Origin of the sequence: Novosphingobium sp. (assembly GCF_027489515.1) — a bacterium.
Classification (GTDB): Bacteria; Pseudomonadota; Alphaproteobacteria; order Sphingomonadales; family Sphingomonadaceae; genus Novosphingobium.
Genome location: NZ_JAIXZS010000019.1, coordinates 1 through 21,795 on the forward strand (window position 1 = coordinate 1; position 21,795 = coordinate 21,795).

Annotated in this window: 27 protein-coding genes and 1 pseudogene; 19 read left to right on the top strand and 9 right to left on the bottom strand. The window is 61.5% G+C overall.

Annotated features, from left to right (window positions below; translation table 11 throughout):
* Positions 1-43 precede the first annotated feature (43 nt).
* From Q0082_RS02760 to Q0082_RS02770, 3 genes are all read right to left on the bottom strand, one after another.
* On the bottom strand, positions 44-607 hold the full coding sequence (locus tag Q0082_RS02760) for a type IV conjugative transfer system protein TraE (RefSeq protein ID WP_022678015.1): 564 nt from the start codon (positions 605-607) through the stop codon (positions 44-46).
* A gap of 1 nt (position 608) precedes the next feature.
* Complete coding sequence (traL, locus tag Q0082_RS02765; protein ID WP_022678016.1) at positions 609-893, bottom strand: type IV conjugative transfer system protein TraL; 285 nt, start codon at positions 891-893, stop codon at positions 609-611.
* An 85-nt stretch (positions 894-978) separates the two neighbouring features.
* Positions 979-1,296: a hypothetical protein gene (locus Q0082_RS02770; protein ID WP_298189640.1), complete on the bottom strand. Its 318-nt coding sequence runs from the start codon at positions 1,294-1,296 to the stop codon at positions 979-981.
* 355 nt (positions 1,297-1,651) lie between these two features.
* On the opposite strand from Q0082_RS02770, the gene Q0082_RS02775 reads away from it, so the two are divergent.
* The 3 genes from Q0082_RS02775 (at position 1,652) to Q0082_RS02785 (ending at position 2,989) form a co-directional block, all read left to right on the top strand.
* On the top strand, positions 1,652-2,026 hold the full coding sequence (locus Q0082_RS02775) for a hypothetical protein (protein ID WP_147161336.1): 375 nt from the start codon (positions 1,652-1,654) through the stop codon (positions 2,024-2,026).
* Between the two features lie 111 nt (positions 2,027-2,137).
* Positions 2,138-2,566, top strand: coding sequence for a hypothetical protein (locus Q0082_RS02780; RefSeq protein ID WP_298189644.1), 429 nt, complete (start codon positions 2,138-2,140; stop codon positions 2,564-2,566).
* Positions 2,567-2,713: 147 nt separating this feature from the next.
* Positions 2,714-2,989, top strand: a complete 276-nt coding sequence (locus Q0082_RS02785) for a hypothetical protein (protein WP_147161334.1) — start codon at positions 2,714-2,716, stop codon at positions 2,987-2,989.
* Here the strand turns inward: Q0082_RS02785 and Q0082_RS02790 are convergent.
* The gene (locus Q0082_RS02790; protein ID WP_298189646.1) at positions 2,969-3,823 is read right to left on the bottom strand and encodes a lytic transglycosylase domain-containing protein; all 855 of its coding nucleotides are present in this window, start codon (positions 3,821-3,823) and stop codon (positions 2,969-2,971) included. The two genes, Q0082_RS02785 and Q0082_RS02790, sit on opposite strands and share 21 nt — an antisense overlap.
* A 376-nt stretch (positions 3,824-4,199) precedes the next feature.
* Between Q0082_RS02790 and Q0082_RS02795 the strand changes: the two genes are divergently transcribed.
* The 6 genes from Q0082_RS02795 (at position 4,200) to Q0082_RS02820 (ending at position 8,479) form a co-directional block, all read left to right on the top strand.
* Positions 4,200-4,571, top strand: coding sequence for a hypothetical protein (locus Q0082_RS02795; protein ID WP_298189647.1), 372 nt, complete (start codon positions 4,200-4,202; stop codon positions 4,569-4,571).
* A 67-nt stretch (positions 4,572-4,638) separates the two neighbouring features.
* Positions 4,639-5,586, top strand: a complete 948-nt coding sequence (locus tag Q0082_RS02800; protein WP_298189648.1) for a TolC family protein — start codon at positions 4,639-4,641, stop codon at positions 5,584-5,586.
* 176 nt (positions 5,587-5,762) lie between these two features.
* Complete coding sequence (locus Q0082_RS02805; RefSeq protein ID WP_051187043.1) at positions 5,763-6,974, top strand: tyrosine-type recombinase/integrase; 1,212 nt, start codon at positions 5,763-5,765, stop codon at positions 6,972-6,974.
* Between the two features lie 102 nt (positions 6,975-7,076).
* Complete coding sequence (locus Q0082_RS02810) at positions 7,077-7,352, top strand: metal-sensing transcriptional repressor (RefSeq protein ID WP_021243461.1); 276 nt, start codon at positions 7,077-7,079, stop codon at positions 7,350-7,352.
* Between the two features lie 10 nt (positions 7,353-7,362).
* The gene (gene dmeF, locus Q0082_RS02815) at positions 7,363-8,286 is read left to right on the top strand and encodes a CDF family Co(II)/Ni(II) efflux transporter DmeF (protein ID WP_298189651.1); all 924 of its coding nucleotides are present in this window, start codon (positions 7,363-7,365) and stop codon (positions 8,284-8,286) included.
* Between the two features lie 25 nt (positions 8,287-8,311).
* Entirely contained in the window at positions 8,312-8,479 is a 168-nt protein-coding gene (locus Q0082_RS02820; RefSeq protein ID WP_081659631.1) for a DUF1289 domain-containing protein, read from the top strand.
* A 28-nt stretch (positions 8,480-8,507) separates the two neighbouring features.
* On the opposite strand, the gene cueR is transcribed toward Q0082_RS02820, so the two are convergent.
* From cueR to Q0082_RS02835, 3 genes are all read right to left on the bottom strand, one after another.
* Positions 8,508-8,894 carry a Cu(I)-responsive transcriptional regulator gene (cueR, locus tag Q0082_RS02825; protein ID WP_021243459.1) on the bottom strand — a complete coding sequence of 129 codons (387 nt, stop codon included), beginning with the start codon at positions 8,892-8,894 and terminating at the stop codon, positions 8,508-8,510.
* Positions 8,891-11,155, bottom strand: coding sequence for a heavy metal translocating P-type ATPase (locus Q0082_RS02830; protein ID WP_298189751.1), 2,265 nt, complete (start codon positions 11,153-11,155; stop codon positions 8,891-8,893). The genes cueR and Q0082_RS02830 overlap by 4 nt, the downstream gene beginning before the upstream one ends.
* Positions 11,156-11,363: 208 nt before the next feature.
* Complete coding sequence (locus Q0082_RS02835) at positions 11,364-12,392, bottom strand: NAD(P)/FAD-dependent oxidoreductase (protein WP_298189653.1); 1,029 nt, start codon at positions 12,390-12,392, stop codon at positions 11,364-11,366.
* A 172-nt stretch (positions 12,393-12,564) separates the two neighbouring features.
* Here Q0082_RS02835 and Q0082_RS02840 point away from each other — a divergent pair, with 172 nt between their 5' ends.
* On the top strand, positions 12,565-12,837 hold the full coding sequence (locus tag Q0082_RS02840) for a flagellar biosynthetic protein FliQ (protein ID WP_021243456.1): 273 nt from the start codon (positions 12,565-12,567) through the stop codon (positions 12,835-12,837).
* Between the two features lie 99 nt (positions 12,838-12,936).
* Positions 12,937-14,220 (top strand): annotated as a pseudogene (locus tag Q0082_RS02845) (type II restriction endonuclease).
* Positions 14,221-14,226: 6 nt separating this feature from the next.
* Here the strand turns inward: Q0082_RS02845 and copD are convergent.
* Positions 14,227-15,162 (bottom strand): copper homeostasis membrane protein CopD, encoded by a 936-nt coding sequence (gene copD, locus Q0082_RS02850; protein ID WP_298189657.1) that lies wholly within the window; start codon positions 15,160-15,162, stop codon positions 14,227-14,229.
* 4 nt (positions 15,163-15,166) lie between these two features.
* Positions 15,167-15,517, bottom strand: a complete 351-nt coding sequence (gene copC / locus Q0082_RS02855) for a copper homeostasis periplasmic binding protein CopC (RefSeq protein WP_080727339.1) — start codon at positions 15,515-15,517, stop codon at positions 15,167-15,169.
* Between copC and Q0082_RS02860 the strand changes: the two genes are divergently transcribed.
* The 8 genes from Q0082_RS02860 to Q0082_RS02895 all read left to right on the top strand — a co-directional run bounded on the left by Q0082_RS02860 (position 15,516) and on the right by Q0082_RS02895 (position 21,754).
* Positions 15,516-15,665: a hypothetical protein gene (locus tag Q0082_RS02860; RefSeq protein WP_211364035.1), complete on the top strand. Its 150-nt coding sequence runs from the start codon at positions 15,516-15,518 to the stop codon at positions 15,663-15,665. The genes copC and Q0082_RS02860 overlap by 2 nt on opposite strands.
* Before the next feature lie 105 nt (positions 15,666-15,770).
* Positions 15,771-16,367, top strand: a complete 597-nt coding sequence (locus Q0082_RS02865; protein ID WP_017502273.1) for a cytochrome c — start codon at positions 15,771-15,773, stop codon at positions 16,365-16,367.
* A gap of 135 nt (positions 16,368-16,502) precedes the next feature.
* On the top strand, positions 16,503-16,784 hold the full coding sequence (locus Q0082_RS02870) for a hypothetical protein (protein ID WP_017502274.1): 282 nt from the start codon (positions 16,503-16,505) through the stop codon (positions 16,782-16,784).
* The gene (locus tag Q0082_RS02875; protein WP_031290470.1) at positions 16,781-17,218 is read left to right on the top strand and encodes a periplasmic heavy metal sensor; all 438 of its coding nucleotides are present in this window, start codon (positions 16,781-16,783) and stop codon (positions 17,216-17,218) included. Before Q0082_RS02870 ends, Q0082_RS02875 begins: the two co-directional genes overlap by 4 nt.
* Positions 17,215-17,787 carry a sigma-70 family RNA polymerase sigma factor gene (locus tag Q0082_RS02880; RefSeq protein WP_021243451.1) on the top strand — a complete coding sequence of 191 codons (573 nt, stop codon included), beginning with the start codon at positions 17,215-17,217 and terminating at the stop codon, positions 17,785-17,787. Before Q0082_RS02875 ends, Q0082_RS02880 begins: the two co-directional genes overlap by 4 nt.
* Positions 17,788-17,880: 93 nt before the next feature.
* A complete protein-coding gene (locus Q0082_RS02885) occupies positions 17,881-19,776 on the top strand; it encodes a copper resistance system multicopper oxidase (RefSeq protein ID WP_298189666.1) in 1,896 nt (631 codons plus the stop codon).
* The gene (locus Q0082_RS02890; RefSeq protein ID WP_017502279.1) at positions 19,773-21,038 is read left to right on the top strand and encodes a copper resistance protein B; all 1,266 of its coding nucleotides are present in this window, start codon (positions 19,773-19,775) and stop codon (positions 21,036-21,038) included. The genes Q0082_RS02885 and Q0082_RS02890 overlap by 4 nt, the downstream gene beginning before the upstream one ends.
* Positions 21,039-21,061: 23 nt before the next feature.
* A complete protein-coding gene (locus tag Q0082_RS02895; RefSeq protein WP_026109409.1) occupies positions 21,062-21,754 on the top strand; it encodes a PepSY domain-containing protein in 693 nt (230 codons plus the stop codon).
* Positions 21,755-21,795 lie beyond the last annotated feature (41 nt).

A 21,795-nucleotide genomic window follows, 5' to 3' on the forward strand; every position in this document is an offset into this window, starting at 1 on the left:
AGGACGCTGCCGGTCGCAATCAGCAACGAAGGCACAATCGGGTTCATTGTTCCTGCTCCTTCTTGACGACCACGCCAAAGCCCTTGAGGCGGAGCGAGACGCCGGTGTGCTGCCAATGGAATTCGAAGATCTTGTGCTCTCGGCGGACGTCGCGCGATCCGACGATCGTGTGCAGCACGCCGCCGACCTGACTGGTCAGGTTCTCGGGGTCCGTGCGGATCCAGTCGATCGTGATGAACTGGGTGACCTGCGAGTCCTGTTGCTCATCGATGATCTTGAGAAGGTTGGCCTTGAGCGGACCGCGCGCCTCGGGCGCGGCAATCGCAATGAGCCCGTCGAGCCAGTACTGCAGGTTCTCAGGTGACCGATTGAGCGCGAGCTGTGCCGTGTCGCGGGTCACCGCCTCGAGATATTCGGGGCTGACCGCCGCTGAGCTCAGCACCATTTCGCTGGGGAGGATCGGCTGAAGGACAACCTCCCGGTCCCGCGTCGTTGCCGCGACGAACATCACCAGCACCAGGGCGCAGAGAATGATGCAGGCCAGAGCCAGAATGTTGCGCTGCTTGAGGGTCCGCTGCGACGCCTCGTGTGCGAATGAAAGTTCCATGTCAGCCCGCCATCACACGCAAGTGGGAAGGCGGAGCGACCTTCAGACCGAAGAATTCACCCGGCAAATGCCAATAGGCAAAATGCAGGATCCAATACATCGAGCGCCCAGCTTTGAGTTTGCGGTACCCAAGCCATGCAGCAACGGCCAGAAGCAGGCCTATGACAACATGCTGCGCCAGAATTCCCCAGGTGAACGGGATCACCAGCACGAGGAATTCATCAAGCGACCAGAACCCGATCAGTTCGGGATCGTCGAGATGCTTTGGAATAGAATACTTGTCCAAAGATCGTCTCCGCCAGAAAGGTTTGCTGCCATTCCCATGCCGGTGATGGAGCAGCGCCCCCGTTCGCGATGACCTTTGCTCTCGCTCAGATCGTCGCTGTGACCGTGGAAGTGACGATCGGCACGCCGGTGCCAGCGCCCACGCCGACGCCGACGGGGATCGCGACCTGGCCTAGCGAGAAACGCCCGCTGGCCATGGCAACGATGCCGCCGGCGAGCGAAAGCACCGTGATGATCCGTCCGCCCGACCCCTGAAGGAAGCCGGTGAACCGCGTGAGCGCCGTATTGAACGTGGCATCCGTGCCGGCCATGGCAGCTTCGATACCGAAGACGCTCATGGCGGTGGCGGCAGCAAAGGCGACGGCGAGCGTCCCTCCTGCCTGCTTGAGATCGTGGACCTTCATTGTCTTCCCCTTCTGGTTGACCAAATGACGCAGTGCGTCGTCACCAAAGGGGCCGCAGGCGAAACCTTTTCTCAATCACTGTTGTGTAGGGCGAAGTCGGAGAAGTCCGCGAATCACTGTTTTTGATGCCGGGTGGTCCGGTTTTTGATACCGGGTGGGTCGATTTTTGGCACCACGTGGTCATGGATTCATGACCAGGGTGGCATGCTGGTAATACCACGTGGTCCTGAATCCATGACCACGTGGGTCTGTTTTTCATGCCACTGGTCCGAATCGTTGCAGCGGCTCGGCGAGGAGATACGGAACCAACGCCAAGGGCCCCGATCAGTAGCGAACAATGGCGGGAGGAGACGCAATGGCCAGCGAAAAGGAGGTCGTCCACGAACTGCTGGTGAGTAAGGAGGCATTCGCGATCATTGCCGAGGCCATCAAGTGGATGACCATAGAAAAACTGAAATTCCAGCGCCTTAGGGACGTGATCACGGATGTGATCCGCGCGCCGGATTTATCCAATCAGGACTTGATCGCAGCATTCAACCGGCACCGGCCGTGCGACGGGCGGGTCAGGATATACCTAAGATTGAGCGGTGCCCTGAATGCGGAATTTGACACCCTCAAAGCCCGACTCGCAGAGGTCACAGGCGACCAGTGCGGCGTACGTGAGACGGTAGTCTTCTGCGCGCTTGCCATTAGCCAGCGCCAAATTTCTCTTGCCAAAGCCGCCTTTTAGAATTCACATCATGCAACTGCATAGGGAGAATTGACGGAGGCAAGGATGGGTCAGGGGGCGCACCCAAACCAGCGGAAGAGCTGTCATCAGTTGCAAGCTGAGTACGCCGATTTGATCAAGGACCAGATGAGCCGGCAGGGGGTCAGTCTGCGTCGGCTTGTGGATGAGGGAATCATCAAGAGCAGCCACCGCAGTGGCCTGTTCGAGCGCATCGCTGATGGCAGTATGTCGACGGCCGAGTTTAACCGACTCAACGAGAGACTTGCCATCGATCCTGTCAGAGCTGCGATCGCCGTCCACTGCTTTGTCAGCCCGGAGTCTTATGAGGACCCCTGCTGCGAAACATCTGCCCATCTCGCCATTGCCCTTGCGCTCCAGCTCTCCGAGGAGATGGCCGCATGCAATGGGACTTTCGAGCCCATTCGCGAAGCCCTATGCCACGGCATAGCGCAGCGCACCTCCAGCGCCATTGTAAGGCATCACGCGGCGCTGGAGGCGCGGCGACAGGATCCTGCGCTCTTTGATCGCTCTTTCGGCTGACCCAGCAAAAGCTGCGCCCGCCGAGCACGCCCCAGTAGTAGGAGCTTCGCCGACCCGTCGATGATATGGTAACGTGACTCGGAGCATGATGGCCGCGAAGCTCTTTTAGAGCGGCAATCTGCTCAAAGATCGGGGATACGTCTGACGGTGAAGCAAGAAGCGCTCATTGCCTGGACATCGCTCTATATTGCGGTCGGGATCATGGCACTGATCTGCGCCGCACTTTCGACCTTCGTGACCCTCAATGACTGGCGCACCGGCCGATGGGCTCCGCCTCGCGCCAGCACGCTCGACAAGGCATTGCTAATTCCGAAGCTATGGCTGCGCTGGCAAGCCAACTATCTCACAGGCACACCGGTGATCCTGGCCATCAGCCTGTACTATGCCTCCAGCATCGGCTTCTCAGTTTTCTGGGACATCTGATCCTCCAGCGAAGGCAAGAAGACGCACCGCTCTGAACGGGTTCTCGCCTCCGAGCCGTGCAAGTGAGGCGGGCGCCGGGCCGCTGCCGCCTAGAGATGCCAGAATGGTTCGAACATAGCTGCGGGTCTCGGTGAAGGGCGGAACTCCACCATGCTTGTCAACGTTGCCCGGACCCGCATTGTATGCAGCCAAAGCAAGATGCCACGAGCCATAGCGATCGAGCTGCTCACGCAGGTAACGCGCTCCCCCACGGAGATTTTCGACAGGGTCCCAAGGATCTGAAACGCCAAGATAGCTTGCAGTCCCCGGCATCAGCTGTGCCATGCCCATCGCCCCGGCAGGACTGCGTGCAAAGGGCTGGTAGCGGCTTTCATGAGCAACGAGCGCGTCAAACAGCCGCACAGGAACGCCGGCTTCGCAAGCGGCTGCAGCGACGTGGCGGAAATAGAGACGGCGTCGCGATTGTGCCAAATCGGACAGGCCATATCGCGGGAAATAGCCTCCAGAGAGGCAATCGGGATCTGGTCCCAGGCTCGATGCATTTACCGGCACGGGAATGACGGAAGAGCTTCCGCGTCTCATCCAAGACGGGATGTAGAACAATGGGGGCGTCGGCCTGACAGGGGTGATCGTCTCCTCCACAAAGGCAGTCGCTTCACTCCCAGAAACGGGCTGCTTGGCCTCCGGCTGCCCGGTCGGGGGTTTGACAGCCACTCCGGGCACCAGGAGCGAGAATTCGGGGGGTGTGCTGCTCGAGAAGTCTTCAAGCTTGGCCTCTTGGCCTGCCGCTTGGGTGCTGAGCGCGATGAGCACTGCGCTGAGGTAGAATTTCATAACCACACCTTTCGGCATGGCTCGGGGACCGCCATACAAGGTTATCGAGAAGGCTCCGCTGGCGCAAGCGTCGTATGGATTTGGCGAGGTAAGCACCGCAACGGCAGCTGCCGACCCAGATGTGGTCGCTCAGATCTGCCAACACTAATGTCTGCTCCGTTAATAAGCTGCCTATGGCGCGATTCAAAGAGACCGGTCGCGATCGCGACTCAATTTCGATCTTTCCTGGACCCAACCCACCTAACTGCGAATGCCAGGTGAAAGCGGCCGAAGATCGTTCGGGTCGTGAACCAAGATTTTGCCCGTCTTCCCCACGAGCGCATTCCGTCATAGGGTGCGAATTGACATTTGCTTGGCCCAGCTCCAACCTCACTTGATGCTGAAACCGTTCGCCCGTCATTTGCTGCTACTGGTGGTCCTTCTGGGCCTCGCCAGCCAAGGGTTTGCGCGTGAGATCGCACCTTGCAAGGCAATGTCCCAAGCCGAGACGACCGCGATGCAGGACATGGCGGATATGCCGTGCTGCGATGAAATGCAGCATGGCGGCAAGGGGAAGGCGCCAGATAAGGCCGCCTCGCCTTGCTGTTATGCGATGGCGAATGGTTCGGTCGGGATCGCATCCGAGGCCAAGCCGCAGCTCGGCAGCTTGATCCTGCCGCCCGTGCTCGCCGCAACCTGGCCCGCAATGCCTGCTCTGTACGGGCGGGAGATCACTCCGGACCCGGACCCACCTTCCTATCCTGCCTGAATTCCGAAAGGGGCGCTGGTGAAGCCGGCTGCTCCTTCTGGCTCAATTCAGTCAAGGGATTTGGAAAATGAAAGTGTTCTGGCTGACCGCGTGCGCGGTCACCGTCCCGTTTGGGGCGACGGCTGCCTTGGCGGAGCCGCTGACGTTTGACGCTGCACTGAGACGCGCGGCCGAGGCGCCGAGTGTTCTGGGACGCGATGCCGATATTGCGGCGGCGCGCTCGTCCGCGATCGCTGCCGACCGGTTGCCCGACCCGACCCTGGGTCTGGAGCTCAAGGACTTTCCGGTAACTGGGCCAGATGCGGGCCGCCTGAACCGCGACAACTTCACGATGACCAGCATCGCGGTCAGCCAGCAGTTCACTAATCCGGCAAAACGGCACGCCCGCGCAGCCATGGCGGCTGCAGGCATCACGGTTGCAGAGGCAGACCGCCTCATCGAACTGCGCTCCGTCCGCCTCGAGACGGCGCTGGCGTGGATCGACCTCTACTACGGCCAGAAGCGCCTCGCCCTTTTGCAGTCGCTGGATGCCGGCCTCGATGATATGCAATCGACAGTCAGCGCGCGTCTGGCCTCGGGCAGTGCGCGGCCCAGCCAGGCTCTGGAACCGGCGCAACTGCGCGCCCAAGTGGCGGATCGACGGGCGGCGCTGATTTCCGAGGTGGCCAAGGCCAAGGCAAAACTCATTCGGTTCACCGGCGACCCCGACGCGCAGACGTCTGGCGAACCGCCCGTGCCAGCCATCGATGAAGCGCGATTGCGGTCCTCACTGGCGGGTGTCCCCATGCTACGTGCCCGTGACGCTGCCACGCTTTCGGCAGATGCACAGGCGCAATTGGCGCGTGCCGACAAGCACCCGGACTGGACCGTCAGCGCAGCCTATGGCCGCCGGGAGCCGAACTATGGCGATCTCGTCACAGTCGGCCTAACCGGCGACTATCTATGGGGCGAGATCGACAAGCCCCGCGAGCGGTTCAGGCCGCTTCGCCTCCACCAGCAAGGCCGGGACGCTTAGCGTACGTTTTCGACCATCCTCTCACCGGCCCCCTACGAGTACGATGCAACGCTAACGTCGATCGGGGTAGAGGAACTCCAGCGCGTCGCCGTCGCGGCCTTCAACGGCCTGGCCGCGGTTTACGGCATGGAGCCGTTCACCCACGACCAGATCATCGAACAGTCGAGGCCCTGAGCGTGGAACAACTGCCCGCCATAAGCCCAGTGACGGACCCGCCATCGGGATCGGGGGTCGATCTGGCATGGGAAGTGACGAAGCTTGGGGCCGGCCAGACGATCACCGTCAACAAGGCGCTCATCGATGCCTATCAGGCCGCCTCCTCGCCCCACAGCATCCGCGCCCTCAAATCCGATCTGGAGGCGTTCGATCTTTGGTGTCGGTGCTCGCACAGGGCGTCGCTGCCAGCGACCCCCGAACTCGTGGCTGACTATCTCGACGCAAGGGCGGGGAAGGGGGCCAAACCGGCTTCGCTCGGCCGCTACAAGGCGTCGATCGCGAAGATCCACCAGCTTCTCGATCTGAAGGATCCGACGCAGACCGAGCTGGTCAAGCTGCGGCTCCGGGCGATCCGGCGCGAGAAGGGGACGGCGCAGGTCCAGGCACGGCCGCTGCGCTTCAAGGGGCCGGTCCGTGATGTGGAGCGCGAGGCACCGCGAGGGCTGAACGTGCGGGCGTTGCTCGAGGCCTGCCCCGACGATCTGCCGGGACTGCGCGATCGCGCGCTGCTGTCGGTTGCCTATGATACGGGGCTGCGCGCCTCCGAGTTGGTGGCGATCGCGGTTGAGCACATTGTCGAGGCGCTCGATCCCGAGGCGCGGCTTCTCACGATACAGCGCAGCAAGGGCGACCAGGAAGGGGAGGGGGCGACCGCGTACCTGTCGCCGCGCTCGGTGCGCGCGATTGCGGCCTGGACGCAATCCGCAGGGATATCCTCTGGTCCGCTGTTTCGCCGCGTCCAGGTGCGGCGCTACAAGGCGCGAGCAGCGGTGAAGGGGCGTCGAATCGATAGTATCTCAAGCCGCGAAACCTGGGATCTACGCAAGACGCTCTCTAAGCCGGCGGTGCCGGCCCGGTTGGAGTTTGATGTCGGCAGTGTTGCCCTGCATCCCGGGTCGATCGGACCGATCTACCGGTCGATCATCCAGCGGGCGTTCGATCGCGGGGCTCTGAGCGATCTCACCGCCGACGATCTCGCGCGACTGCTCAAGGGGGTCAGCGCGCATTCGACACGCGTGGGGCTCAACCAGGACCTGTTCGCAAGCGGCGAGGATCTCGCCGGAATCATGGATGCGCTGCGCTGGAAGAGCCCGCGCATGCCGCTTGCCTACAATCGCAATCTTGCTGCCGAGGCGGGCGCAGCCGGGCGTTTGCTCAATAAATTGGCCTGACTGGTAAGCCGACTATCTGTCCAATCGCGAATTCGCCTAGGCGGCTCGGGGGCCTGAGACTGCTCTGGCTATCACCAACGAGATAGGGTAGGGGGGTATGCTATGGGACATTTGACCGAAGGCAGTGATGAGCTCCTGAAGCGCGTGCGACGTATCGCCGGGCAGGTCACGGCGATCGAGAAAGCGCTGACCGCCAACGCCGATTGCACGACGACTCTGCATCTCGTTGCAGCGGCGCGCGGCGCCATGAACGGGCTGATGGACGAGATTATTGAAGAGCATGTCCGAGCCCATGTGGCGGACCCCGACCTCACGGCCGAAGATCGTGCCGCGGGAGCAGACGAATTGATCGCGGTCATACGCCGCTACGCGAAATAAGGCTGAGATCATGACGACGTCCCGCGATATTGACGCCTTTGTGCACGACCATGTGTATCTGGGGGCCTCTCACGACGACAACGCTCGTCGGACGCTGTGGGTGGTGGTGCTGACGGCTGTGATGATGATCGGCGAGATTTTCGCCGGCTATGTCACCGGATCGATGGCGCTGCTGGCCGATGGCTTCCATATGGCAACGCATGCTGGCGCGTTGAGTGTCGCAGCGATTGCTTATGCCTATGCCAAGCAGCATGCATCGAACCGGCGGTTCAGCTTCGGAACAGGCAAGGTCGGCGACTTGGCGGGCTTCGCCTCGGCGCTGGTGCTGGGCCTGATCGCCCTGGGGATCGGGATTGAATCGATCCTTCGGCTGTTCGAGCCCATAAAGGTTGCCTTCGGCGAGGCGACCCTGATTGCCGTCGTTGGGCTTAGCGTGAATATCCTCAGCGCCTTCCTGCTGTCGGGCAGCCACCACCACCATCATGGGCATGACGATCATGCCCACGACCATCATGCCCATGGCGGCGACAACAATCTCCGCTCGGCGTATGTGCATGTCCTCGCCGACGCTCTCACATCGGTATTGGCAATCGCGGCCCTTCTGGCAGGCCGCTACCTTGGCTGGGTGTGGATGGACCCCGTCATGGGGATCGTGGGAGCCGTCGTAATCGCCCGCTGGTCCTGGAGCCTGATGCGAGATACCGCCTCAGTCCTCCTCGACTCGACCGACAGCCATGTTGCCGAGGAAATACAGGATCTCGTTGAAGGGCCAGGCGATGTGCGTATTGCCGATCTGCATGTCTGGCGTGTCGGTCCCGAGGCCCATGCCGCCATCGTCGGAGTGGTCGGCAGTGCGGGGATCAATGCAGGCGTGATCCGCGACCGGCTCGTGCCGGTCCATGAGTTGAAGCACCTAACAGTCGAATGCCACTGACGAGGTTGCTGTTAAGTCGCCGTGCATAGACCTGTGCCGTTTCGATGGCACGACCGGGTGGTGTCGAGGGTGCGGTAGGTCCAAACCCGAATGCCGGGCATGGAAGAAGGCGCAGCCTCAACAGCAACGCAAGATTGCTGCCGATCTTCCGCGCCGGCTCGCGAAACTGGCGGGTCGCGAGTTGCAGAAATGAGCGCGAAGGCCCCGCGCGAAGACTAGATTCAAGATTCCAGATGCGTCAGGATCGGACATTCCGGCCGATTGTTACCGTGACAGCTCCTCGCCAGATCCATCAGCGCTGCTCGCATCGCATTAAGCGCGTCCGCCTTGCGGCCAAGGTCGGCTGCGCGGGACTCTGCCAGTGCCTTGACCTCGGCACTGGCGCGGGCCCGATCGGACCATAGATCAAGCAGCTTTCGGATTTCTTCGATTGGAAAGCCGAGGTCGCGGGCATTGGCTATGAACCGAAGTCGATGCACATCGGCATCCGAGTAGTCGCGATACCCACTATCCCGCCGCGCCGCCGACGGGATCAGGCCGATTTTCTCGTAATGGCGGATCATCCGCTGAGAGACCCCGCTCGCGTCCGATGCCGCGCCGATGTTCACAATTCCACCCGGTTGAGCCGCAATGCGTTCGTCACGACGCTGACGGAGGACAGTGCCATCGCGGCCGCCGCGATGATCGGCGAGAGCAGGATGCCGAAGATCGGGTAGAGCAGCCCCGCAGCGATCGGGACCCCGGCAGCGTTGTAGATGAAAGCGAAGAACAGGTTCTGGCGGATGTTGGACATCGTTGCTTCGCTCAAACGGCGCGCACGAACGATGCCGTTCAAGTCGCCCTTCAGCAGGGTGACGCCGGCGCTTTCGATTGCGACATCGGTGCCCGAGCCCATCGCAATGCCGACATCGGCGACGGCGAGCGCGGGCGCGTCATTAACTCCGTCGCCTGCCATGGCCACGATGCGCCCCTCAGCTTTCAATCGCGAGACCACATCGCTTTTCTGATCCGGCAACACTTCGGCTTCGACATCATCGATTCCAAGTTTCCGCCCGACCGCTTGTGCTGTTGTGCGATTGTCGCCCGTCAGCATGACAACCCGGATGCCCTCCTTGCGAAGCGCCGCGATAGCCTCAGCCGTCGTTTCTTTGATTGCATCGGCAATGGCAAGGATGCCGGCGGCCTGTCCGTCGATCCCGATGAAGATGGCGGTCGCGCCGTCTTGGCGCAGCTCATCCGCCTGCGGCTCAAGGGCGCGAACCTCGATCCCGTTTTCTGACAGGAAGCCGGCATTGCCCAGCGTGATGCGCTTGCCATCGACCGTGCCGATCGCTCCCTTGCCGGTTGGGGAATCAAAGTCGGTGACCTCGGGGAGCGCAATCCCCCTATCCTTGGCGGCGGCGACCACGGCCAGCGCCAGCGGATGTTCCGATGCCCGCTCCACGCCGGCGGCAAGCCGCAGCAGCTCGGTCTCCTCATAGCTTGTCGCGGGAACGATGCGGGTAACCGACGGCCGGCCCTCGGTCAGCGTGCCGGTCTTGTCGACGACCAGTGTGTCGATCTTCTCCATCCGCTCCAGCGCTTCGGCATTCTTGATCAGCACGCCGAGCCCTGCACCCCGGCCGATGCCGACCATGATCGACATCGGCGTCGCCAGCCCCAAGGCGCAGGGGCAGGCGATGATGAGGACAGCGACAGCGGCGATCAGGCCATGGGCCAGACGCGGCTCTGGTCCCCAGATTCCCCACACGCCAAAGGCAATGAGCGCGATCAGCAGGACCGCGGGCACGAACCATCCCGCGACCTGATCGGCCAGGCGCTGGATGGGTGCCCGCGAACGCTGGGCGTCAGCGACCATCTGGACAATACGCGCCAACATCGTGTCGCGTCCGACCTTCTCCGCGCGAATGACGAGGGCGCCGCTTTGGTTGATCGTTCCGCCGATGACCGCATCGCCCAGCGCCTTTGTGACCGGCATCGACTCGCCCGTCACCATCGACTCGTCGAGCGAGGATCGGCCGTCTTCGACCTTGCCATCGACGGGTACTTTTTCGCCGGGCCGCACACGGAGACGATCACCGACGGCCACCTGATCGAGCGAGACCTCCTCATCATCCCCGTCGGCGCCAATGCGGCGCGCGGTCTTGGGCGCGAGGTTGAGTAGCGCCTTAATTGCGCCCGAAGTCCGCTCGCGGGCGCGCAGCTCGAGCACCTGCCCCAGCAGCACGAGCACGGTAATGACGGCGGCGGCTTCGAAATAGATCGCGACCGTCCCGTCCATCATCCGAAACGCTGCCGGGAATACCGACGGGGCGATGGTTGCCACCACGCTGTAGGCCCAGGCCACGCCCGTGCCCATCGCGATCAGGGTGAACATATTGAGGTTCCGTGTCCGCACGGACGCCCACCCACGTTCAAAGAATGGCCAACCCGCCCAGAGCACGACCGGGGTAGCCAGCGCAAACTGAAGCCAACCAGATAGTTGGGGCGGTACAAGATTGTGCAGCGCCGGGAAGAGGTGGCTGCCCATCTCCAGGACAAACACCGGGATGGTGAGCAGCAAGGCGATCCAGAAACGCCGGGACATATCCAGAAGTTCACCGCTCGGCCCAGTGTCTGCCGTCACAAGTTCCGGCTCAAGGGCCATGCCGCAGATCGGGCATGGCCCGGGATGATCCTGGCGGACCTCCGGGTGCATGGGGCAGGTCCAGATTGCGCCCGGTTGAGCGGTTGCCGCCTCCTTCTCACCCTCGGACAGGTAGCGCTCCGGGTCAGCGACAAACTTCGTGCGGCAACCCGCGCTGCAGAAATGATAGTCCTCGCCGTCATGCGAGGCATGATGTGACGTTCCCGTCGGATCAACCATCATCCCGCAAACCGGATCTTTGACCGTTTTCACGTCCGTGCCGCCACCGTGCTTGCCGGCGCAGCAGCTATGGGCGCCCGAATTGCTAGCTGGAACAGGATCAGTCACAGGCTCGTCTCCTTATCGACGAAATGCAATCTGGGGTCTGACATCGTGTCAGGGTCAAGCCCGACATGCATATATTTTTGATGGCTGATTCTGCGCTGGCGTCTCAGCCGGGCAACAGATTGTGGATCGCCGTTGCAGCCTTGGCGGCCTGACCGGCCGCAACAGCAATTTGATCCAGCCCTTCGACCATGTCGCCAGCAGCGAACAGGCCGCTGACCGTCGTTTGTTGATGCTCGTCGACGACAATGCACCCTGCCTGGTCCAGTTTCGCACCGGCCATGTGCGCGAGTTCCGAGCGAGGGGAGGTTCCGAGGGCAACATAAAGGGTGTCGAAGCGAAGCGATCGGCCATCGGTCAATTGAGCGATCAGATCCTTTCCATCGATCGACAAATCTCGGACAGGGGCGCTTTCGACCGCGATACCGCCTCGAGCCAGATCTGCCTCTTCGGCCTCCGACAGTTGCGAGCCGTCCTGCGCGAGCAAGGTGACGGTGTCGCTATAGTGCCGCACGAACACAGACTCGGCGGCGCCATGGTCTGAGCACCCCAGCACGGCCACCCGCTTGCCGCGTACCTCATAGCCGTCACAGATCGGGCAATAGCGTATCAGACCTTGCACGAGGCCTCGATCATGCGTTTCCAGCGCCATTCGCGGACGATGATTTCTCACGCCTTGGGCAAGCAATATCGTGCGGGTATTGACGGCCTCGACACCTGTAGTGACCAGGAAGCCCGTCCGGGTCTGTACAATCCCATTGGCTAAACCATCGGAGAGCTTCGCGCCGTAACGCAGGGCATGCCGGCGCATCCGCGACAGCAGATCGTCGCCCGATATGCCGTCTGGAAAACCCATCAGGTTGTGCGTGGCTGGAATGGAGGACGCGCGGCCGTCGCCGGCATCGATGACCAGCGTAGAACGCAGAAACCGGCCCAGATAGGTGGCTGCTGTCAGCCCTGCCGGGCCACCGCCTATGATGACGCAATCGTACATGCGAGCCTTTCGCTGACCTCGGCCGTCACTGATATTACGCGGTACGATGCCTCTTCCCTCGAACAGAGACACGCTCTTCCAAAAAAAGATCGGGTCGTGAGGGGTAAACGCCAGCGCTGCGTAAATTGAGATGAAGCCCATCGCCTGGCAGGATGGACAGCCGAGGTGCCCACGGGTCGCAGCGTGGCGCCGGGGCGAGCGGATGTGGGGAAGACGGATTGGAATCAACCGATCGCGCTCCGTGTCGCTCGCCCCGCAACAAAGGTTGCAGCATCACGGGCAGGGGCGTCAGCATCATAGTCGGGTGGGAGCAATGGAGACCTACAGCCCTTTCTCGGCCTCGATGGGCCAGGCGCTTTGGGTGATCATGATCGTCGCTGGCCCCCCGCTGATAATCATGTTGGTGGTGGGGCTGATTATCTCAATGATCCAGGCTGCTACATCGATCAACGAACAGACCGTGAGCTTCGTCCCCAAGCTCCTGACGTTCATCTTGTTCCCCGCGCTTTACGGGGCAACCGCTGGCGATCTCCTGATCGACTATACCCGTGACCTGCTGACGCATATTCCGGACGATATCAAATAATGAGGACCGATTTTCATTCGGGGCGACCACGCAAAAACTGGTCGAATACGGGACGGAGTGCTAGCGTCGGAGAGGATCGGCGCGAAAGGGGAGCGGGGTTTGGCGGAGTTTGAATTGCTGGCGCGGCAACTGATCCAGCGATGGAAGGAAGACCCGAACGCGACGTACCAGAGCTGGTTTCTTTGGGATGAGCGCATCAAGAACTTTCGCTCGATCAGGCGTGGTCTGGCTCAGGTGGTTGCTGAGATCGAAGCCGGTCGGTTTGGCGTGGCCTATCGCGGTTCTTCTCTGGAGACGGTCGTTCATTCAGTCGCCGAGCAGAGGCAGATCTTCAAGGGCGCGGACCATGCGTTTCTCTGGAAGCCCAAATTGCGCATTCCCGACATCTATGAAAACCCGGCGAACCAACGCGCGTTTGGTCGATTGCTGGACCATTGCGCCTGTTGCGACACCGCGGAAGAGATCATCGCAGGTATTCACACGATTGATCGTCTGAACATCAAAGGGCTGGGGCCAGCGGTGGCCAACCTCCTCTATTTCCTGCATCCAACCCTCGTGCCGCCGTTCAACACGGCGATCGTCAACGGCTATAACAAGCTGACCGGCGGCAAGGTGAAGCTCGGAAGCTGGCAGCATTTTCTCGCAATGCGCTCGGGCGTGCTCGACCTGAACGAGCGTTTTCGCGATCTGCTGTCGAACGATCTGGGCGCCATTGGTGGCCTTCTGTTCGACATCGGCTCGGGCCGCTATCCCGCGCCCCCGCGCGACTAGGAAGACCAGACTCTAAGATCCTGGGCCGCGCGCCTCGAGCAAGCCCGGGCCGAAGCTCAAACCCTCAACAAAGCGCTGCAAAAGCAGGGCGAGAGTGACCGCACCCATTCGGAAATCCAGGCGTGGCTGCGCGATATCGGTCTAGCGCTGGGGTATGACATCTGGATCGCATCCAATGACCGGGGACGGCTGCATGACGGGGTGCGCTTGGGGGAGGGGTGCCTCGAGAGCCTGCCAACTTCCATTTCGACATCGACGGGAGCGGATGCGATCCGCCTCATCGATGTTTTGTGGCTGGAGCAAGGCGGCGACCGGGTCGCGGCAGCCTTCGAAGTCGAACATTCGACCTCCATCTATTCGGGTATCGTCCGGATGCTGGACCTTGCGCTGAGCGGCAGCGATCTTCACGCGACAGCCGGATTGTTTCTTGTCGCTCCTGACGCTCGCGAAAGCGAAGTCCGCGCGCAAATCGCAAGGCCCGCGTTCAACCGGATCGCGGACCTCGAAATCGCCTATCTTCCCTATGGCGAGCTCGAACGGCACAAGGAGGCGATTTCCCGGTTTGGCTCGGGTCTAAAGGCGATCAAGGCGATATCGCGCGCGCTGCCTTGATGCCTTTTACATCCCGGAGGCAGGTGGCGCCAACAGCCCCAACCAGGCAACTAAGATAAGAATGGTAACGGCGCAGCCGGTCTCGATTGCGAGGCTGCGGCGGAGCGACCCTATCGCCGAGGAGGTGTTGCCTGTCTCGATCGCCGCCGCGAGCGACGGCGTCAGAAAGTAGCGATTGGCCGCCGCCAGCAACAGCATCAAGCCGAACAGCAGCAGCTTTGCCACCAGCAGCAGGCCATAGAGGCTGGTAAACATGGATCCCAGATTGGAGGGGCCGATCAGTATCCAACTATTGATCAAACCCGACACGATAAGCAGCGCCACGACCACCGATCCGACCTTCGCAAATCCATCCAGCGCGCGGTGCGAGAGGTGAATGTGATCCACCGCCATGCGCGCGGCAGGGCGGAAAACGAGGAGGCAAAGCGCGAACAACGCGCCTACCCAGATGCCAGCTGCCCAGAGATGGATGATATCGGCACCAAGATGGACCCATCCCCGCAAGCCTTCGTCGGCAGCGCCATGCCCCGTCCAGGCCAAGGTCGCCAGAGCGACAGCGGCGGTCGCTGACAGCGACCACAGGGCGAAAGCGGGACGCCGCCAACCGACGATGGAAAAATAGAGCACGAGCAGGAGGGCCGCGACCCGTACCTGCCAGACCGTCCCGATCGCACTGCCCGATATGAGAAGATTGACCGTGGCGCGGTCTACCTGATCGAGTGGCACGCCCCCCATCGAGGCCGCCAGGACCATCATGCCCAGGATAGATAATACGATACCGGCCAGCGCGATTGTCGCCAACACCGACCGGAAACGCAGGACCGAGCCGGATGCCCGCTCAGTCCCGCGCAACGTGTAGAGGCCGAACATCGGCAACCCGAAGAGGAGCATGAGATCGAGGAAAAGTCCCAGCCTCACTGCGATCGCTATGATGTCCGGCACGGTCTTACTGGACCTTGAAGGTGTAGCTGCCCTGGATGCGATGGGTGTCAGCAGAGACGACGTGATAGTCGACCTTGTAGGTTCCAACCGGCAACGGCTTGGCAAGCGTCGCGACGAGCGTCTTGCCATCGGCGCCCACGGTGGCCTTGACGCCGTTCATCTTCATCGGCGCCATCTTCATGCCTGGCATTTCGGTCATCGTCAGGTCGAGCCCGGAAAATTGTGCGACGAGCGCTTCAGAAAAGACGAGCTGAATTCTGGTCGGGGCGGCGACCACGGCATTTGCGGCAGGGGTGGCGGCATTGAGCTTAGGGTGAGCCTGCGCAGCGGTAGCGGTGAGGACAGACGCCGCCATGGCGACGGCAAAGATTGTTTTACGAAACATCGATTTCTCCATGGGCGGCGAGACTGCCGACACATCGAATTACGCACCACGCGGCGCCACCCCTCATCAGGCGCGCAAGAATTCTGCAAATCAGAACCCCGGCGGGATTTGCGAATGAGATCTGCGCGACAGATGAGGGATCGAAGCTTGCAGTGCGTATGGACAATTGGATGGGTGTGAGAACCACCCGGATCCAAGGGACGCTGCCGCTCGGGAGGAAGCTATGGAGAATGCTAGGACGACTTGGCTGCGCAGGCACTTTCCAAGTGTAGGTTTTATCGCTGCGACAGCGCTGGTCGGCGGCGCGCTAGCGGGGATCGTCGTCTATGTGGGTGCCTATGACATCGGGGCGGATTCGCCGCACACCAAACCGGTCTATTGGCTGATCGAGCAGCTCCGAGATCGTTCCATCGCCGTGCGATCTCGTGATGTGAATGTCCCGGCCAACCTTGGGGACGTGAAGCGGCTGCAGAGCGGGGCGGGGCTCTACACCGAGATGTGCAGCGGCTGCCATCTCGGGCCAGGACTGGAAAAGTCCGAAATCAGCCAGGGACTCTATCCGAGGGCGCCGGAGCTTTCCCGCGAGGAGCAAAGATCGCCAAAGGAGCAATTCTGGATCATCAAGCATGGGGTCAAGCTGACCGCGATGCCAGCTTGGGGTAAGACCCATAGCGACGAACTGATCTGGGATATGGTGGCTTTCGTAAGGCAACTTCCGCGTATGTCACCCGCCCAATATCAGGCGGCAATAGCCAGTGCGCCCGAAGACCATGACGCGATGATGAAGGATATGCCCGGCATGACGAAGACGGCGCCATAGCGTTGCGGCTGCTCCGTCGCTGTTGCTCAGATCTGCCCGCTATGTGCGATGCTTTGACGGACAGGCTGATAGAGGGGAAAGTAAAGAACACGTCCTGGGCCGTTGCCCCGGATTGATTGAGGATTGGACTTTTCGATGGATACCGACCTGGACCGGCTGCTGAGCCGCTTACGCAACGAACCGACGCATCCGGGGCTGATTGGTCTGGAGGATGCTGTGTTCCGACGCATAGCGGCATTGCCGCAGGTTTCGACCGCGTCTCAATTCCGCCTCGGTGCGGTCGCGGCTTTCGGAGCGGTACTGCTGGGTATCGCCAGCAATGGCTTTACGCCGCGTGCCGAGGCGTCGGTCACGCTATCGCCTTTCGGGCCATCAAATCCGCTTGCCCCTTCGACGCTGCTGGTAGGTTCTCAATGAAGCCCAAATTGCTCCTCCTCGTCGCCATCGTCGCCTTTGCATCGGCGGTTGCGGGCGTGTTCCTGGGCCGCTACTTTTTCCCGCAGCCCAAGGCAGCCGGCGTCGAGCTCCACGATGTCTTGCACAGCAAGCTCGATCTGGATGATCGTCAGAAGGCCAAGATCGAGCTGCTAGAGCAGGGTTTCGCCGTGCGTCGGCGCGCGCTGGAGCTTGAACTGCGATCGGACAATGCGCGTCTCGCAGCCGCGATCGAGGTCGAACATGGCGAAGGGCCGCGTGTGACCGCGGCCGTCGATCAGTCGCATCAGGCAATGGGCGAACTGCAAAAGGAAACGCTCGGGCACATCTTCGCCATGCGGCAAATCCTTCGCCCCGATCAGGCCAAGACCTTCGATCAGGCGGTGGTTCATGCGCTCACCGACGATGCACGGTGAGTCTGGATCTCCAGGCGTGTTCGGACGGTGAACTAGCGGCACTGACGCTTGCCGGTCGGCAGTCGGCTTTCGCCGAGATTATGCGTCGGCACCAGACAGCGATATTTCGACTGGTGCGCGGCCTGGTCGGGAATGCCGAGGAAGCACTTGATCTCACGCAGGACTGCTTTGTATCCGCGTTCAGCCATCTGCGGAAATATGATGGTGCGCGTCCGTTGCGCGCCTGGCTATCCCGGATCGCGATTAACAAATGTCGCGATTGGCGCCGCCGCCAGAGGGTGCGGCAGCTCTTCACATTTGGCTCCGCGCCGTCGGATGATGAGATTGAGCAAGTGCCGGATGACGCACCCTCCGCACATGCCAGTGCTGAATCGAAAATAGAGGTGGAGCGACTGTCGGCGGCGATCAGCGCATTGCCTGCCACGTTGCGTGAAGTCCTGATGCTCAGGACCGTCGAAGGGCTCAGTCAATCAGAGGCCGCCAAAGCGCTTTCCGTCAGTAGCAAGGCTGTGGAGACGCGCCTGTATCGCGCGCGCGCGCGCCTCGCAGAAATACTCGCTGAGGAATGAGGGGTGCGCGCTGCTCGCGCGTAAGGATAAAGAGATACCGCGCTTAAGCGTCTTTTCAGACCCAAAGTGCTGCACGTTGAACAAGGAGATATTATGTCCCCCGGATTGAACCGCCGCGACCTTTTCCGCGGCGCTGCGCTGGCCGGCGGTGGCCTCGCATTGTCGGCATGGCTGCCGGCATGGGCTCAACCCATTTCGTCCGGGATTGCCAAGCCACTGCCAACGGTCAGCGGGAACGATATCACGCTCAAGATCGCGCATCAGATGATGATGATCGACGGCCGACAAAGCCATGCCATCGGCATCAATGGCACTGTGCCTGCGCCCCTCATCCGTCTGCGTCAGGGCCAAAACGTCCGCCTGTCGGTGATCAACGATCTCGAGGAAGACAGCTCGATCCACTGGCACGGCCTGCTTTTGCCGTTCCAGTTCGACGGCGTGCCCGGCATCAGCTTCCCCGGCATCAAGCCCAAGTCGACCTTTGTCTATGAGTTCCCCATCGTCCAGGCTGGCACCTATTGGTATCATAGCCATTCGGGGCTGCAGGAGCAGTTAGGTCATTACGGACCGATTGTCATCGACCCGGAAGGCGAGGATCCGATTCAGTCGGATCGAGAGCATGTCATCGTGCTCTCCGACCATAGCCAGATGCATCCGCACGCAATTTTCCGGAAGCTCAAGCAGGTCGGCGGTGGCTATTTCAATTATCAGCGGCAAACGCTGGCCGGTTTGCTGGCCAAGGAAGACCAACCCCTCAAGGACCGACTTGACTGGGGCAATATGCGGATGGATCCGACCGACGTGTCCGATGTCACGGGCTCGACCTATACCTATCTCGTGAATGGGCATGGCCCACGGGACAACTGGACCGCGCTTTTCAAGCCAGGTGAGCGCGTTCGCCTGCGTTTCGTCAATGCCTCCGCGATGACGACGTTCAATGTCCGGATTCCCGGTCTCAAACTTACGGTTGTTCAGGCCGACGGGCTCAATGTCAGGCCGGTCGAGGTCGACGAGTTTCAGATCGCGGTTGCCGAGACCTATGATGTCATCGTTACTCCGACCGATGATCGCGCCTACACGCTGGTCGGTGAATCCGTTGATCGTTCGGGCATGGCACGCGCCACACTGGCTCCGCGTGAAGGCATGACGGCCGAAGTTCCGCCGCTCCGCAAGCGGCCCCTTGCCGATATGAAGGACATGGGCATGGGGGACATGGATATGAGCGGCATGTCCGGCATGGACCACGCAGCAATGGGGCATGACATGTCTACCGGCGGAGCTGCCGCGGGCGGGATGGCAGGCATGGATATGGGGGCCGGCGCGTCGATGCCAAGCATGCAAAAACCGGCGGATAGTTCCATGGCCAACATGCCCGGAATGGGCAGCGGGTCCGGTGATACAATGGGCGGCATGGCGATGGGCGGAATGGGCGGCATGAACATGCGCGACGCCAGCAAAGCGCCGCAGGTTAAGATGGGACCGGGTGTCCAGACGATCTCGCCCATGCCGATGGATCGCACGGGAGAACCGGGACAGGGTCTCGAAGACGTTGGCCACCGGGTTCTTGTCTATCGCGATCTCATGGCGGTGGAGCGCAACCCCGATGTTCGCGCGCCAGACCGCGCGATGGAAATCCACCTGACCGGGAATATGGAACGCTATATGTGGTCGTTCGATGGGGTGAAGCTCAGTGACAAGCGCGAGCCCATTCCCTTTATCGAAAACGAAAGGGTCCGCGTCACGCTCGTCAATGACACGATGATGTCGCACCCGATCCATCTTCATGGGCATTTCTTCGAGCTGGTGACCGGGCATGGCGAGTATTCGCCGCGCAAACACACCGTCAATGTCGCACCAGGAGGCAAGGTAAGTTTCGACGTCACCGCAGACGCAGTCGGCGACTGGGCGTTTCACTGCCATATGCTCTATCACATGCATGCCGGGATGATGCGCGTCGTCTCTGTCCGTCCCCGGGGAGATGCCGCATGAAGTCGCTTCTCCTTCTGATCGGCGCGGCCCCGCTCGCCTTGGCGACCCCAGTCAGCGCGCAGTCGATGCAGAATATGCCGGGCATGAACATGCCTGCTGCTCAGCCAGCGGCGAAGAAAAAGCCGGTGGCCAAGCCAGCAAGCCAGCCCAGGCGCGCCGCTGCGCCCACGGCTAAGGGCAAGCCTGCCACCCCGAAGCGCCGGGCACCGGCAGCAAAACCCAAGTCGGCGCCGCACGACATGTCGGGCATGGGGGCTATGTCCGGCATGGAGATGCCCGGTGACAAGACGCCTCCAACGGCTGACCCGCATGCCGGCCACGACATGTCCGGCATGCCTGGCATGACCATGCCCGATGGGGCGGGCGGTACGATGAAACACGACATGCCCGGCATGGACATGCAGGCGGCACCCGGCGGTCAGCCGATGCAGCACGATATGTCGTCGATGCCCGGCATGGCGATGGATGGGCCGATGGCAGCCCATGGCGCTGGTGGCACCAGTCTCATGCCCGGCAACGCCCCTGCACCCCAACCTCCTACCGACAACTATGCCGACCGCGTCTACAAAAACGGCGAGATGGCGGCTTCGCGTACCATGCTGCATAAGGAACATGGCGGCTCATCCAGCTCGATGATCCTGTTCAATCTGGCGGAATATCAGGTCCGTAACGGCCGCGACGGCTATCGGTGGGACGGGGAGGCGTGGTTCGGCAAGGATCTCGATCGGCTGGTGGTCAAGACAGAGGGTGAGGGCGTTCTTGCTGGCAGAAGCGGCACCTACATGGAGACCGCAGAAGTTCAGGCGCTCTACAGTCGTGCACTCGACCCTTATTGGAACCTCCAGGCGGGTGTCCGTTACGATTTCAAACCCAACCCATCCCGTACTTATGCGACGATCGGTATTGAGGGGGTGGCGCCTTACTGGTTTGAGACCGAGGCTGCCCTGTTTCTGTCGAACAAAGGCGAGGTGTTGGGGCGGATCGAGGGCTATTATGATCAGCGTATCACGCAACGCCTCATTCTCCAGCCGCGCCTGGAAGTGAACCTTTCAGCACAAAATGTCCCGGAGACGCGGATTGGAGCGGGCATCACGAACGCCGAATTGGGACTGCGTTTGCGTTACGAACTGCGCCGCGAATTTGCCCCCTACATCGGCGTTTCTTACGACCGAAAGTTCGGGCGGACGGCGGACTATGCACGCTCAGACGGAGGGGACGTGAAGGCGGCCAGCTTTGTAATCGGTGTTCGGACCTGGTTCTGAGAAGCGCCAAACTCCGCTTCCACATCGGGGCTAGCCGCGTTCATCGCTGGTTAGCCCTGGTTATCGGCGTCCAGCTGCTGCTTTGGTTTGCGAGCGGTCTTGTCATGAGCCTGTTGCCGATCGAGCGAGTCCGCGGTGAACATCTCGTCGAGCGATCGTCGCCGGCGATATTGGAACAGTCGAGATCGCGCGCGCCGTTGGACCTAGTGTTGCGCGCGGCGACCAGACCCGTGCGTGAAGTCCGATATCGCGCGCTGCTCGGCCGCGAGATTGCGGAGGTCGAGTCTATCGATGGGACGATCTCACTCCACGATGCAGAAACAGGTCGTCGACTTGGTCCCGTGAACGCTGCGATGGCTCGCGCGGTGGCGATACAGGCCTACCGTGGTACGTCGGAGCCGCCGAGCGTGCGCCTGGTTGTGGCGTCGACCCCAGAATTCAAGGGCGTCCTGCCGGCCTGGCGGGTGGACTTCCCTGACCGCGAAGCGACCCGCGTCTATGTTGCCCAGAATAGTGGTCGGATCGTCGCTGTGAGAAATGGAACGTGGCGCCTGTACGATTTCTTCTGGGCGCTCCACATCATGGATTGGAAAAACCACGAAAATTTCAACACGCCGTGGTTGATGGCGTTTGCCGCAGGTGGTCTCGCATTGGCGATCGCGGGTTCGGCACTTTTGTATCTTCGGTGGCCGCGAAAGCGACGCCGCACGGGTTGAATAGTCAAGCAGGATCGGGGCGGGGGCCAAAGGAGACGACC